Raw genomic sequence first — 13,615 nt, 5'->3', positions numbered from 1 at the left:
CATCCCGTCGTCGACCGGCTGGGAGATCGTGCGGGTATCTCAGCGCTGAGACGTGTGGGACACAACACCCCGCGCCGGGCCGTGATCGAGTCGCAGCCTCGCCGACCGCCCTGGCCTGGCTCAGCCGAGCTCGCGCAGCCGGCCGGCGAGGAACTCCCGCTCGACGGCGTTCTCCGTGAGCAGCAGCGCCTCGGCGTAGGCGTCGCGGGCCTCGGCGACCCGGCCGAGGCGCCGCAGCAGGTCCGCGCGGGCCGCGGGCAGGTAGCCGTAGCCGGCCAGCTGCGGCTCGGCGGCCAGCTCGTCGAGGGCGGCCAGCCCCGCCGCGGGCCCGGACGCGAAGCCGACGGCGACCGCGCGGTTGAGCGCCACGACCGGCGAGGGCCACACCGCGGTGAGGACGCCGTAGAGCGCGACGATCTCCGCCCAGTCGGTGTCGGCCCACGACGGCGACTCGGCGTGCACCGCGGCGATCGCCGCCTGCAGCGCGTACCGCGACGGCGGCCGGGCCCGCAGCGCCTCGCGGACCAGCGCGACGCCCTCGGCGATGGCGGCCCGGTCCCAGCGGGTGCGGTCCTGCTCCTCGAGCAGCAGCAGCCGGCCGTCGGCGCCGGTGCGCGTCTCGCGGCGGGCGTCGGTGAGCAGCAGCAGCGCGAGCAGCCCGGCCACCGCCGCGTCGCCCGGCAGCAGCCGGCGCAGCATCCGGGCCAGCCCGACCGAGCGCTCCACCAGGTCGTGGCGCACCAGGTCCTCCCCGGCCGGGGTGGTGTGGCCGGTGGTGAACAGCAGGTGCACCACCGACAGGACGGCGTCGACCCGCTCGGGCAGCTCCGCGGGCGGCGGCACCCGGTACGGGATGCGGGCGACGGCGATCTTCTTCTTGGCGCGGGTGATCCGCGCGGCCATCGTCGCCGTCGGGACGAGGAAGGCGCGGGCCACCTCGGCGGTGCTCAGCCCGCACACCAGGCGCAGGGTCAGCGCCACCTGCGCGGGGCGGTCCAGCGCCGGGTGGCAGCAGGTGACCACCAGCCGCAGCCGGTCGTCGGGGTAGCCGTGCGCCTCGTCCACCAGCGCCGGCGCGACGTCCTCCTCGACCAGCAGCGGCAGGTGCCGCCGCTCGACGCCGCGGTGCCGCAGCACGTTGAGCGCCCGCCGCCGGGCGGCGGTGGTGAGCCAGGCGCCGGGCCGGGCGGGGACGCCGTGCGCGGCCCAGTCGGTCAGCGCCGCGGCGAAGGCGTCCTGGACGCACTCCTCGGCGACGTCGAGGTCGCGGGTGACGCGCACCGTCGCGGCGAGCACGAAGGCCCACTCGCGACGGTGCGCGTCGGCGACCGCGGCCGCGACGGCGTCGGCGGTCGGGAGGGCCACGTCAGTCGAAGGTCATCACCGGGCGGACCTCGACGCCGCCGAAGCGGGCCGGCACCGTCCGCGCGACGGCCAGCGCGGTGTCGAGGTCGGGGGCGTCGACGAGGTAGTAGCCGCCGAGGGCCTCCTTGGTCTCGACGAACGGGCCGTCGGTGACCTCGCCGCCGCGCACGCTGGTCGCGGTCGTCGTCGGCTCCAGCGCCTCACCGCCGAGCAGCTTCGCGCCCAGCTGCTCGACGCCCGCGGAGAAGGCCTCGTGCTCGGCCATGATCTCGCCGTAGACGTCGGGGGTCGCGGTGGCGTACTGCGCCTCGTCCTCGTAGATCAGGACCAGGTACTTCGTCATGGTGTCCTCCGGGCTCCGGGGGCCCGCCTGCCGGGCCCTCCACCTCTACGACACGCAGCACCGCACCAGATCGACAGCTCCCGCGGAAGGACTTCCGGACGTCGTCGTCTCCGGCATGATCTGACAACCGGACGGCCAGGTTCCGCAGATGTTCTGACGGTGCGCGACGGGTCGGGCACTCCGTAACGTCACTGTCAGCAGTCAGGGCGTACCCGTCCGTCACGCACGGGTCACGCCACCTCCCAGACCCCGAGGAGCCCCCCGTGCCGACCTCCCGCCTCAGCCTGATCACCGAGTCCTCCGCGCAGCCCGACGCGCTCGCCGGCTCGGTCTGGAGCGTCCTGTCCGGCGGCGACGCCACCTGGCGGCTGGACGCGCTGTGCGCCGAGACCGACCCCGAGGCCTTCTTCCCGGAGAAGGGCGGCTCGACCCGCGAGGCCAAGCGCGTGTGCGCCGGCTGCGACGTCCGCACCGAGTGCCTGGAGTACGCGCTGGCCAACGACGAGCGCTTCGGCATCTGGGGCGGACTGTCCGAGCGTGAGCGGCGGCGGGTGCGCCTGGCCCGCCGCAGCATGCGGCTCAGCGCCTGACCGCCTGAGCGGGGCGGCCCCGGTCCCGCGGGTTACGGTCCGACGCGGGTCCCGTGGCCGGACCACCACCCGACGAAGGAGCCGCCCGTGGCCGAGGTCGTGCCGTTCCACCACCCGCCGGGGCCGGCGCCCGGCGTCCCCGCGATCGCCGCGCTGCCCACCCGCCGGGTGCTCGACCTGCCGGCCCGCCGGTGAGCTCGCCCGACGTCGGCGCCGCCCGGGTGCAGGCGGTCCTCGACATCCCGCTGCACCGGCACCTGGGCATGCAGCTGCGCGACCCCGCCGACCCGACCGCCGGCATCTGGTTCCCCGTCGGCGCGCCCGCGCAGAACCAGGCGGCGCTGCTGCACGGCGGCGTCGTCTACACCTTCCTCGACGTCGCGGCCTTCCTGGCGCTGCTGCCCTCCCTGGGCGACGCCGAGCACGCGGTCACCCACGACCTCACCGCCTCGCTGCTGCGCCCGGTGCGCGCCGGTGCGCGGGTCGACGTCACCGGCTCGGTGCTGCGCCGCGGCCGCGGGGTGGCGTTCCTGCGGTCCGAGGCGACGGTGGACGGCGCCCTCGTCGCCTCGGCGCAGGTCACGAAGACGATCGTCCCGGCGGGCTGATCCGCGGCGCGGGTCGGCCCCGGCTCACCGGCGCGGGCTCACCCCAGCGACGTCACCCAGGCGACGTCACCACAGCGACGTCACCACAGCGACGTCACCACAGCGACATCGAGCGGCGGAAGATGCCGGCGACGTCCTCGGCGGTGACCTCCCGCGGGCAGGTGGCCAGCAGCCGCTGCTGCTTCATCGTGCCCTCGACCAGGTCGTCGACGTCGCCCTCGTCGAAGCCGACCGCGGCGATCCCGTTGGGGATGTCGATGTCGCGCATCAGGTCGGTGAGGACGGTGGGCAGGAACTCGGCCGGGTCGTCGGGCTCGCCGGCGTTCGGGGCGAGCAGCTGCGCCGCCCGGACGTGCCGCTCGGGCGCGGCCTCGAAGGTGAACCGGAAGGCCTCCGGCGCGGTCAGCGCCACCGACATCCCGTGCGGCACCATCGGCTCGCCGGCCGGGTAGTCCTTCGGGTGGAAGTCCTTCACCTGCCCGGCGATCGGGTAGGCGTTGGCGTGCGGGACGTGCACCCCGGCGTTGCCGAAGCCCATGCCGGCGAAGGTCGCGGCCATCGCCATGTCCCCGCGCGCGGCGGTGTCGTCGCCGTGCCGCACCGCCCGCCGGAACGAGCCCGCGAGCAGCGACAGCGCCTTCTCCGACCACATGTCCGAGATCGGGTTGGACCCGCAGTAGGGCACCCGCTGCTCGGGGGCCTTGCGGTCGTAGGTCGTGTACCAGCGGGCGGTGTAGCTCTCCAGCGCGTGGCACAGGATGTCCATCCCCGCCGCGGCGGTGACCCCGGGCGGCTGGGTGACGGTGAGGTCGGGGTCGATGACGGCGAGGGTGGGCCGCAGCCGCGCGTGGCTGATCCCGGTCTTCACCCGCTGCGCCAGCACGTCCATGACGCAGATGGTCGTGCTCTCCGACCCGGTGCCGGTCGTCGTCGGGACGGCGACCAGCGGCTTGAGCTGCTCGGTGGGCGCCTGCCCCTTCCCCACCGGCACGTTGACGTAGTCCAGGAGCTCGCCGGGGTTGGTGGTGAGCAGGTTGATCGCCTTGGCGGTGTCGATGCTCGACCCGCCGCCGACGGCGACGAACGCGTCCCACGGCCCGGACTCGCGGGCGGCCTCGATCGCCTCGGTCAGGCTGACGTCGGTCGGCTCGACGTGCACGCCGTCGTAGACCCGCGCCTCGATGCCGAAGCGGCCCATCTGGTCGGCGACCCGCTGCGGCAGGCCGGTGGCCGACACCCCGGCGTCGGTGACCACCAGGACCCGCCGCACGCCGAAGCGGCTGAGGTCGTACCCGATCTCCTCCGACGCCCCGCTGCCGAACTTCAGCTGCGGCGCCCCGTAGGTGAACACGGACTCGGCGGTCATGTCGGCCTCCTCGGCTCGGGCGGATCCGGTTGCACGGATCGTTGCACCCTCCTTGTGGCGGGGACCACAGCGCGGCAGGGTCGGGTGCGCCCGCCAACCTTCCCCTGGAGGTCAGCCGTGACCGCAGAACCCGAGACCACCGCCGTCCCCGCCCTCGACGACCTGCTCGCCGACTCCCCCACCAACTGGGGCAAGTGGGGCGACGACGACGAGGTCGGCGCGCTGAACTACCTCGGCCCCGAGCAGGTGCTGGCCGCCGTCGGGCTGGTCCGGCAGGGCAAGGTGTTCACGCTGCAGCGGCTGATCGGCGACCCGAAGGGCGACCCGGTGTGGCCCGGCCGCTCCCCCGCCGAGCGCACCCAGATCCTCGACGAGTCCACCTGGGACTCCGACGACGCGCCGCAGTACCCCGGCGGCCTGCACTACGCCGACGACAAGATCAACGCCTTCCTCCAGGGCTCCACGCAGTACGACGGCCTCGGCCACGTCTGGTACGGCGGCAAGCTCTGGAACGGCTACGACGCCCGCACCACCGTCGGCGGCATGGACAAGGCCAGCGTCGAGCCGATCGCGCAGCGCGGCGTCGTCGGCCGCGGCGTGCTGCTGGACATGGCCCGCTTCCGCGGCAAGCCGACCCTCGACAAGGGCGAGACCTTCACCCACGAGGACCTGCTCGCCTGCGCCGAGCAGCAGGGCGTGGAGATCCGGAAGCGGGACGTCCTGATCATCCGGACGAACTTCCTGCAGCTGTTCTTCGACCAGGGCGACGCCTTCTACGACGGCTTCAACGAGCCCGGCCTGGTCTACAGCCCGGAGCTGGTGCGGTGGTTCCAGGACATGGAGATCCCCAACCTGGTCACCGACACCATCGCCAACGAGGTCACCACCGACCCGAACAACGGCGTCGCGCTGGTGCTGCACAACGCGCTCATGCGCAACCTCGGGGTCACCCTCACCGAGATCGCCGACCTCGAGGCGCTGGCCGCCGACTCCGCCGAGGACGGGCAGTACGAGGGCCTCTACGTCGCCGCGCCGCTCAAGGTGCACAAGGCCAGCGGCTCGCCGGTCAACCCCGTCGTCCTCAAGTGAGCCCGTCGTGAGCGCCTACGACGACCGCCCCTGGCTGGCGCTCTACGGCGACCAGCCGCCGGACTACGACATCGAGTTCGGCGACGCCCTGTCGATGTTCCGGGCCGGCGTGCAGCGCGACCCCGACGGCGACGCGCTGCGCTACTTCGACGGCACGGTCGTCCGCCGGGACCTCGACGCGATGACCGACGCGATGGCCGCCGGGCTGCTGGAGTCGGGCTTCCGGCCCGGTGACCGGCTGGCGGTCTACCTGCAGAACGTGCCGCAGTTCGTCCTGGCCATGGTCGCCACCTGGAAGGCCGGCGGCGTCATGGTGTCGATCAACCCGATGAGCCGGGCGCGGGAGCTGTCCTACCTGCTGGCCGACTCCGGCGCGACGGTGCTGCTGTGCCTGGACACCCTCTACGACGAGGTCGCCCGCGACGTCGTCCCGGGCACCGACGTCCGCCTGGTGCTCACCACCAGCGGCCTGGACCTGCAGACCCGCGACGACGAGCGGCTGTTCGCCGGCGTCACCCGGCAGCGGCACGAGGGCACCACCGACCTGCTCGAGTTCGTCGAGCGGTACCGCGGGCAGACCCCGCCGCCGGTGGAGCTGGGCCCCGACGACGTCGCGTTCCTGACCTACACGTCGGGGACGACGGGCGTGCCCAAGGGCGCGATGAACACCCACCGCAACGTCTGCTTCACCGCGCAGGTCTACCGCGACTGGACCCACGCCGGGCGGGACGGCGCGATCTTCGGCATCGCGCCGCTGTTCCACATCACCGGCCTGATCGGCCACGTGGCGGTGAGCATGCTGGTGCCGGCGCCGCTGGTGCTGGCCTACCGGTTCGAGCCGCAGGTGGTGCTCGACGCGTTCCTCGAGCACCGGCCGGCGTTCACCATCGGCGCGATCACCGCGTTCAGCGCGCTGCTCAACGCCCCGGGGTTCCGCAAGGAGCACTTCGACTCGTTCACGTCGGTCTACTCCGGCGGGGCGGCGATCTCCCCGGCCGCCGAGCGCGGGTTCTTCGAGGCCACCGGCAAGCAGGTGCACAACGCCTACGGCCTCACCGAGACGACGTCGCCGATGACGGTGACGCCGTTCGGGTCGCCGTCGCCGGTGGACCCGAACTCGGGCGCGCTGTCGGTGGGCGTGCCGGCGCCGAACACCGTCGTCCGCATCCAGGGCGACGACGGGCAGGACCTGCCGCTGGGCGAGGTCGGCGAGATCGTGGCCGAGGGCCCGCAGGTGGTGGCCGGCTACTGGGGCAAGCCCGAGGAGACGGCGGCCAACCTGCCCGGCGGGGCGCTGAGGAGCGGCGACGTCGGGTTCATGGACCCGCAGGGCTGGGTGTTCATCGTCGACCGCAAGAAGGACATGATCAACGCGTCCGGTTACAAGGTGTGGCCGCGCGAGGTCGAGGACGTCCTGGCCGAGCACCCCGCCGTCCGCGAGTCCGCGGTCGTCGGCGTGCCCGACGAGAAGCGCGGCGAGACGGTCAAGGCGTTCGTCAGCCTCAGGCCGGGGGCCAGCACCACCCCGGAGGAGCTGATCGCGCACTGCAGGGAGCGGATGGCCGCCTACAAGTACCCGCGCAGCGTGGTCGTGCTCGACGAGCTGCCGAAGACGGTCACCGGCAAGATCCTCCGCCGCGAGCTGCGGGGGACGTGAGCGGGCCGGGTCCCCGCCCCGCCCCGGGCGGGGACCCGGTCACCGCACCGGCGCGCCCGGCCGGCGCGACCACGTGGGCCGGGCGGCCCGGATCCCGGCCGCGCCGGTGCCCACGACCGCGACCAGCAGGGCCACCCAGGCCCACAGCCACGGGTCGTCGGCCTCGACGTCGCGGCGGTACCAGAGCACCACCACGAGCTCGAGCGCGCCGAACACGGTGTAGGTGACCGCCGCGACGCCCAGCCGGTCCAGGTCCCGCTCGCGGACCGACAGCGCCGCGGCGAACCCGAGGGCGAGCAGCCAGGCGCCGATCACCTGCGAGCTCAGCGGCGTGATCTCCCACGGCCAGAACGACGTGACGGTCTCCACGTGGTGGTGCACGGTGAGCCCGCCGGCGAACAGGACCGCGCCCGCCGCGGCCAGCAGCGCCCCCTCGACGAGCAGCAGCGCGGTGAGCCGGGCCGGCATCGGCAGCCGCACGGGCGGGCGCCGGCCCCGGCGGACCTCCTGCCCGAGGACCACCGCCAGGCACAGCGCCGGGACGACGAGGTAGACGGCCAGCCAGACCCAGGCCGCCGCCCGGGCGACCGGCCCGCCGGTGAGCAGGTGCAGGCGGTGGGTGTGGACCAGCGTCGCGGCGCAGGTGAGGACGGTGAACAGGGTGACCGTGAGGACCGGCACCCGGATCCGGCTCCACCGGTCCTGCCGGAGGGAGAGGACCGACAGCACCGCGCCGGCGGTGTAGGCGGCGCCGAGGAACGCGGCCGTCGCCTCGGTGCGGATGGACCAGGCCCAGAAGCGGTCGGCGACGTCGGCGAGCAGCAGCAGCTCGGAGACGGCGAGCAGCGTGAGCGCGAGGAAGGCCGTCAGCAGCCACCGGGTGCCGGGGCGGACCTCCTCGGCGGGGTCCGGCGTCCGCGGTGCGACGGGTTCCATCGGCTGCCGCCTGTCGGTCGTGCCCGGCCCGCGACGGGGTCGGCTGGGCGCGCACCGGCGCCGGACCCCGGACCGGCGACCCAGGCTGGCACGGCGTCCGCGCCGGGTCGAGGGCCCATCGGCTCCGACTCCTCAGCCGGCGGCGCGCACGTTCTCCGTCCACACGTCCCAGCCGAGCCGCACGACCAGCGCGGTGACCACGACGAGGAACACGACGCGGATGAACCCGGTGCCGCGGGAGGTCGCCGTCCGGGAGCCGACGTAGCCGCCGAGCGTGTTGGCCGCGCCCAGGCACAGGCCCAGGCCCCAGACGACCGACCCGTGCGGCACGAAGAACGCCAGCGCGCCGAGGTTGGTCGCGACGTTGACGATCTTGGCCTTGGCGCTGGCCTTGAGGAAGTCGTAGCCCAGCAGCGACACCAGGGCGAACACGAGGAACGAGCCGGTGCCGGGGCCGAGGACGCCGTCGTAGAAGCCGATCACCGCCCCGACGGCGAGCGCGGTGCCGTGGTGGCGGCGGCCGGTGTGCCGCAGCGCCGTCACCTCCCCCAGCGCCGGGCGGAACGCGGTGAACAGCGCGATGCCGACCAGCGCCACGACGATCACCGGCTTGAACACCGCGGCCGGCAGCAGGGCCGCCACCGACGCCCCGCAGGACGAGCCGACCAGGGCGACCGCGGCCATGGGCAGCGCCGTCCGCAGGTCCGGGTGCACCCGCCGCTGGTAGGTGACCGCGCTGGTGGTGGTGCCGAACACCGACGCCAGCTTGTTGGTGGCGAGCGCCTGCACCGGCGCCAGGCCCGGCACCAGCAGCAGCGCGGGCAGCTGGATCAGCCCGCCGCCGCCGACGACGGCGTCCACCCAGCCGGCGGCCAGCGCCGCGACGAGCACGAGGGCGAGCAGGGAGGGCGTCAGGCCCTCCGGCAGGAGCAGGTCAGTCACGCGCGCGTCCCGGGTCGGTCACGGACAGCCAGCCTCCCCGACGCCGGAGGGGACCGGACGGCCGGGTCCGGGGAGCCGCGTTGCGGCCGGTCGCGTCCGGCGGTGCGATGGTGCGATGACAGGGGGTGGAGCGCGCACCCGGCAGCCGCCCGTCGGCGCGGCGGCCGACGCACACTCACCGCACCGGCTCACCGCCCGCGACTGGCGCCGGGTGCTGCGCCGCGTCGCGCGCCACGTGCTCAGCGACCGGCTCATGGTGCAGGCGTCGGCGGTGGCGTTCTTCGCGCTGCTGTCGGTCGCGCCGGTACTGGTCACGGCGGTGTCGGTGTACGGCGTCGTCAACACCCCCGAAGACGCGCTGCACCAGCTGTCCGGGGTGGCGGGGATGCTGCCGGAGGACCTGCGGTCGCTGGTGGTCGACCAGCTGACGACGATCACCACCGCCTCCACGAACGTGAACACCTGGCGGGGGCTCGGCGGCCTCGCCGCGGCGCTGTGGACGGCGACGACCGCGATGACCTACCTCGTCGACGGGCTGACCCTCGCCTACCACGAGACCGAGACCCGGGGCTTCCTCCGCCGCAGCGCGCTGGCGCTCGTCCTGGTCCTCGGCGGCGCGGTCCTGCTCGGCGGGATCATCGCCGGCGCCGGCGAGGTCTCGGGTGCGCTCGCCGGGGCACCGGACGCCGTCCGGGACGTCGCCCCGGTGCTGACGTGGGTCGCCGCCGCGGTGCTGATGAGCGCGGTGCTCGCCGTCCTCTACCGGTTCGGTCCCGACCGCAGGCAGGCCCGGTGGCGGTGGATCACCCCCGGGGCGGCGCTGACCACCGGGCTGTGGCTCGCGACGACGATCGGCTTCTTCAGCTACGTCCGGAGCCTGGGCGACTACTCCGCGACGTACGGCTCGCTCGCCGGCGTGGCCATCAGCATGTTCTGGCTGTGGACGACGGTCTTCCTCGTGCTCGTCGGCGCGGTCGTCAACGCCGAGACCGAGCGGCAGACCGCCAGGGACTCCACCGTGGGCCCCGAGCGGCCGCTCGGCGAGCGCGGCGCGGTGGTCGCCGACAGCGCGCCGCCCTATCCGGGCGAGCGCTGAGGGCGGTCAGAGGTAGTTGACGTGCACGTGGTCGAAGTGGTTGGCCGTCGTGCCGCCGCGGTCCTCCATCGTCTGCCACGACCCGTTCGGCGAGGACAGCATCCGCTGCTCCCAGATCAGGTAGTCGACGCCGAGCTCGTCCCAGTGCGCGCGGTGGTAGGCGACGATCGCGTCGCCGAGGGCGGCGTCGGTCATGACCATGTAGTCCAGCGCCTTGCCGGAGGGGTGGCCGCCCGGGTCGGCCGCGCTGGCGCGGGTGCCGCCCAGGGTGATCGCGTCCGCCCCCGGCACGTTGCTGACGACGGCGTCCGCGGCGGCCTGCACCTGCGGCTCGACCGGACCGGTGCTGTTGGTGATGCGGGCGACGGCCGAGACGGCGGTGGTGCCCGCGGTCTCCGCCGGGCCGGCCTCCTCCTCGGCCTCGGCGGCCTCGGCGGTCCCTGCGGCGGCGGCGGCCTCCGCCGCGGCGGCGGCCGCGGCGGCCTCGGCGGCCGCGGCCGCCTCCGCGGCGGCGCGGGCGGCGGCGTCGGCCTCGGCCCGCTGCCGGTCGACGGTGGCCTGGTCGGCGGCGGCCTGCGACTGCTGGGCCGCGGTCTCGGCGGCCTCCCGCGAGCTGCGGGTGGCGGCGAGGTCCTCGAGCGGCGCCAGGTCCGGCGGGGTGGTGGCGGTCACCGGGCCGGACCGCGCCGACAGCCCCAGCGCCTCGGCGACGGCGACCGACCCGCTCGCCGTCCCGGCCTCGGCGGTGGCGGCCGGCTGCGGGCCGACCAGGACGTTGACCAGGACCGCGCCGACGGCGGCGACGCCCAGGTACAGGCCCGGACGGCGGTGCGCGGCCGGCGGGCGGCGGCGGCCGGAACGGTCTGCGGACGCGCCGGGGCGGCCGGGGGTGGTGCTCGAGGGCATGGGTGCAGGTCTCCCGTCAGCCGCCTGCCGAGTTAGCTGACGGGTTCGGGCGGGAAGCAGCCCTACCCGCCCGGACGCACGGGTCCGGTGCGGGATTCACCCCAGTACTGCGGTGGGTCCCCGGCTCGCCCGGGGGGCGACTCGGCGGCGACCGCCCGGGTCCCCTGGCGGGGACGTGGCCGGACGGCCTCGGCCACGGTAACGGCCGTTACGCGTCCGTGACAAACGGCGACCGCGTTCCGTGGCGGGGACCACACCCCGGTCAGGGGCGGGTACGCAGCCGCCCGGCGACGCGCAGCGGCAGGCGCAGCCACCACCCGGTCACCCGCCACGGCAGGACCACGGCGGCCCGGACGCCGCGCGCACCGAGGGCGGCGAGGTCGGCCCACTCGGCCGGCCGCGGCGCCGGGGCGGCCGGCGCGGCGGAGGGGGGCGGCCCGGCGGGGGGCGGCTCCTCGTCCTCCTCCGGCGTCCCGCCGGAGGCCCCGTCCGACGGCGCCACCGCCGACGGACCCGCGGGCTCCCCCGGGTCCTCCTCGGGCACGAGGACGTCGAACGCGGTCCGGCGGCGCGGGGCGCGCAGCGAGTCGAACGACGGGATCGCCGGGGACGGCGGCGCGTCGTCCTCGTCGGGCAGCGGCCACAGGCCCACCGCCACGGGCTCGGGGACGACCGCGCGGACGGCGGCCACCATCGCCGGCCCCAGCCCGGGGACGGCGGCCAGCTCGCGGCGGGTCAGCGCGGACAGCTGCTCGACGGTGGTGATCCCGGCGCGGGTCAGCGCGCCCACCGCCCGCGCGGGCAGACCCAGCTCCCGGACGCTCCCCGTCGGCTCGACCCGCGACCTCGTCGACATGGCGTCGGACCCTAGCCCCGGGTTCACCGGGAGGGTCCCGCCGGGGAGCCGTCCCAGGCCCGTTCCGCCGGGACGGTCCCGCCGGCGCCGGCGTCCGGGGCCGGGGAGGTCGCCGGCGCCTCACCGGTCGACGTCGTCCCCGCGTCCGGGCCCGGGGACTCCCCCGTCGCCGGCGGGGCCGTGTCCCCGGGCGTCCCGGTCGCCGGCGCCGGCGGTTCCGGCGTCGTGCTGCCGGACGGGGTGCTCTCCGGGGCCTCGGGCGTGCTCTCCGGCGTCGTGCCCGCGGACCCGGTGCCCTCCGCCGTGGTCGCCTCGAGAGTGGGGGCCTCGGGGGTGGTCGCCTCGGGAGTGGGCGCCTCGGGGGTCGTGGCCTCGGGGGTGGGGGCCTCCGGGCCCGGGGCCTCCGGCGTCGGGGCCCCGGGGGTGCTGCTGTCCGCGGCGGGCGCCCCGGGCGTCGCGGCGGGGGTCTCCGGCGCGGACCCACCGGACGGGCCGGGCCCGGCGGCGGGCGCCTCGGGCCCGGGCACCGCGGTGTCGGGTGCGACGGCGGCGACCACCTGCACCCGGTCGCCGGCGGCCAGCTCCACGTCCACCGGGTCCAGGCCGACGACGGTGCCGGGAGCGGCGTCCGGGCTCTGCTCGCCGCGCTGGGCGACGGTGAGGCCGAGGGCGGTCAGGTCGTCGGTGACCTCGGCCACCGGGCGGCCGAGGAAGTCCGCGGCCCGCAGCACGATCCCGGCCTGCTGCGTCTCGGCGGCGTCGGCCACCGGCACGTCGCCGGCGCGGGTCGTGGTGAACAGCACGCCGCCGACGACGAGCGCGACCAGCAGCAGCGGCAGCAGGACCAGCGCCCGCCGGCGCCGGCGCGGAGCGGGCTCGGGCACCGGCTCGGCGGCGGGGGCCGGCCCGGGTGCGGGGGCGGCGGCCGCCACCGGGCGGGTGGGCGGCGCGGGGGCGGCCCGGGGGTCCAGGGCCTCCTCGACCGCGGCCAGGAAGGCGGCGCCGTCGGGCAGGCGGGCGCCGGGGTCCTTGGTCAGCGCGGCACCGATGAGCTCCCTGACGTCGGGCGGCAGGTCGTCGGGCAGCGGCTCGGGCTGCTCGCGGACCTGCTTGAGCGCGACGGTGACCGGGTTGGTGCCGGTGAAGGCGGCGTGGCCGGTCAGCGACTCGTAGCCGACCAGGCCGAGGGCGTAGACGTCGCTGGCCGGGCCGACCCGCTCGCCGGCGGCCTGCTCCGGGGACATGTACTGCGCGGTGCCGATGACCTGGCCGGTCTGGGTGAGCGGCACGCACTCGGCCGACCAGGCGATGCCGAAGTCGGTGAGCTTCACCCGCCCGTCGGGCCGCACGAGGATGTTCGAGGGCTTGACGTCGCGGTGGACGACGCCGCTGCGGTGCGCCTCGGCGAGGGCGGCCGCGGCCTGGCGCAGCACCGAGAGGGCGGCAGCGGGGTCCAGCGGGCCCTCGGTCTCGATGAGGGTGGACAGCGGCGCCCCCTCGACCAGCTCCATCACCAGGTAGGCCAGGTGCTCGCCGGTGGCGTCGTCGGTGCCCTCGCCGTAGTCCAGGACGGTGGCGATGTTCGGGTGGGTGAGCGCCGCCGCGTGCCGGGCCTCGTTGCGGAAGCGGGCGAGGAAGGTCGGGTCGTCGGCGTACTCGCTGCGCAGCACCTTGACCGCGACCGGCCGGGCGAGCAGGTGGTCCCGGCCCCGCCACACCTGGCCCATGCCGCCGGTGGCGATGACCTCCTGCAGCTCGTAGCGGTCCCCCAGGGTCCGGCTCCCCCGCTGCACCGTGGTCACTGCCCGACTCCGTCCCGTCCGACGCGGGCGGGTGCGCCCCGCCTCCGGCCCCCACCGGG

13 protein-coding genes and 1 riboswitch are annotated in these 13,615 nt (G+C 75.8%); of the genes, 5 read left to right on the top strand and 8 right to left on the bottom strand.

Features of this window, described 5'->3' with window-relative positions; translation table 11 throughout:
- Positions 1-120 precede the first annotated feature (120 nt).
- Both ACFO3M_RS12415 and ACFO3M_RS12410 read right to left on the bottom strand, forming a co-directional pair.
- Positions 121-1,365 (bottom strand): RNA polymerase sigma factor, encoded by a 1,245-nt coding sequence (locus ACFO3M_RS12415; RefSeq protein ID WP_387988906.1) that lies wholly within the window; start codon positions 1,363-1,365, stop codon positions 121-123.
- A 1-nt stretch (position 1,366) separates the two neighbouring features.
- On the bottom strand, positions 1,367-1,708 hold the full coding sequence (locus tag ACFO3M_RS12410; RefSeq protein ID WP_387988905.1) for a YciI family protein: 342 nt from the start codon (positions 1,706-1,708) through the stop codon (positions 1,367-1,369).
- A 263-nt stretch (positions 1,709-1,971) separates the two neighbouring features.
- Here ACFO3M_RS12410 and ACFO3M_RS12405 point away from each other — a divergent pair, with 263 nt between their 5' ends.
- Positions 1,972-2,298: a WhiB family transcriptional regulator gene (locus ACFO3M_RS12405; protein WP_456902202.1), complete on the top strand. Its 327-nt coding sequence runs from the start codon at positions 1,972-1,974 to the stop codon at positions 2,296-2,298.
- 191 nt (positions 2,299-2,489) lie between these two features.
- Positions 2,490-2,906: a PaaI family thioesterase gene (locus tag ACFO3M_RS12400; RefSeq protein ID WP_387988904.1), complete on the top strand. Its 417-nt coding sequence runs from the start codon at positions 2,490-2,492 to the stop codon at positions 2,904-2,906.
- A 94-nt stretch (positions 2,907-3,000) separates the two neighbouring features.
- On the opposite strand, the gene ACFO3M_RS12395 is transcribed toward ACFO3M_RS12400, so the two are convergent.
- A complete protein-coding gene (locus ACFO3M_RS12395; protein WP_387988903.1) occupies positions 3,001-4,272 on the bottom strand; it encodes a hydroxyacid-oxoacid transhydrogenase in 1,272 nt (423 codons plus the stop codon).
- 117 nt (positions 4,273-4,389) lie between these two features.
- On the opposite strand from ACFO3M_RS12395, the gene ACFO3M_RS12390 reads away from it, so the two are divergent.
- Both ACFO3M_RS12390 and ACFO3M_RS12385 read left to right on the top strand, forming a co-directional pair.
- Entirely contained in the window at positions 4,390-5,361 is a 972-nt protein-coding gene (locus tag ACFO3M_RS12390) for a cyclase family protein (protein ID WP_387988902.1), read from the top strand.
- Between the two features lie 7 nt (positions 5,362-5,368).
- Positions 5,369-7,018 carry an AMP-binding protein gene (locus ACFO3M_RS12385; protein WP_387988901.1) on the top strand — a complete coding sequence of 550 codons (1,650 nt, stop codon included), beginning with the start codon at positions 5,369-5,371 and terminating at the stop codon, positions 7,016-7,018.
- A gap of 39 nt (positions 7,019-7,057) precedes the next feature.
- On the opposite strand, the gene ACFO3M_RS12380 is transcribed toward ACFO3M_RS12385, so the two are convergent.
- Positions 7,058-7,954, bottom strand: a complete 897-nt coding sequence (locus tag ACFO3M_RS12380) for a hypothetical protein (protein ID WP_387988900.1) — start codon at positions 7,952-7,954, stop codon at positions 7,058-7,060.
- 132 nt (positions 7,955-8,086) lie between these two features.
- The gene (locus ACFO3M_RS12375; protein WP_387988899.1) at positions 8,087-8,896 is read right to left on the bottom strand and encodes a sulfite exporter TauE/SafE family protein; all 810 of its coding nucleotides are present in this window, start codon (positions 8,894-8,896) and stop codon (positions 8,087-8,089) included.
- A gap of 115 nt (positions 8,897-9,011) precedes the next feature.
- Here ACFO3M_RS12375 and ACFO3M_RS12370 point away from each other — a divergent pair, with 115 nt between their 5' ends.
- Positions 9,012-9,992, top strand: coding sequence for a YihY/virulence factor BrkB family protein (locus ACFO3M_RS12370; RefSeq protein WP_387988898.1), 981 nt, complete (start codon positions 9,012-9,014; stop codon positions 9,990-9,992).
- Between the two features lie 6 nt (positions 9,993-9,998).
- On the opposite strand, the gene ACFO3M_RS12365 is transcribed toward ACFO3M_RS12370, so the two are convergent.
- From ACFO3M_RS12365 to ACFO3M_RS12355, 3 genes are all read right to left on the bottom strand, one after another.
- A complete protein-coding gene (locus ACFO3M_RS12365; RefSeq protein WP_387988897.1) occupies positions 9,999-10,898 on the bottom strand; it encodes a VldE C-terminal domain-containing protein in 900 nt (299 codons plus the stop codon).
- A 6-nt stretch (positions 10,899-10,904) separates the two neighbouring features.
- A riboswitch (cyclic di-AMP (ydaO/yuaA leader) is annotated at positions 10,905-11,055 on the bottom strand.
- A 105-nt stretch (positions 11,056-11,160) separates the two neighbouring features.
- Complete coding sequence (locus ACFO3M_RS12360) at positions 11,161-11,754, bottom strand: DNA-directed RNA polymerase subunit alpha C-terminal domain-containing protein (protein ID WP_387988896.1); 594 nt, start codon at positions 11,752-11,754, stop codon at positions 11,161-11,163.
- A gap of 23 nt (positions 11,755-11,777) precedes the next feature.
- Complete coding sequence (locus ACFO3M_RS12355; protein WP_387988895.1) at positions 11,778-13,556, bottom strand: serine/threonine-protein kinase; 1,779 nt, start codon at positions 13,554-13,556, stop codon at positions 11,778-11,780.
- Positions 13,557-13,615 lie beyond the last annotated feature (59 nt).

The sequence above is a fragment of the Geodermatophilus arenarius genome (assembly GCF_042654585.1).
Classification (GTDB): domain Bacteria; phylum Actinomycetota; class Actinomycetes; order Mycobacteriales; family Geodermatophilaceae; genus Geodermatophilus; species Geodermatophilus arenarius.
The sequence above is the reverse complement of the archived record's forward strand: the minus strand, read 5'-3'. Positions and strand labels throughout refer to the sequence as shown.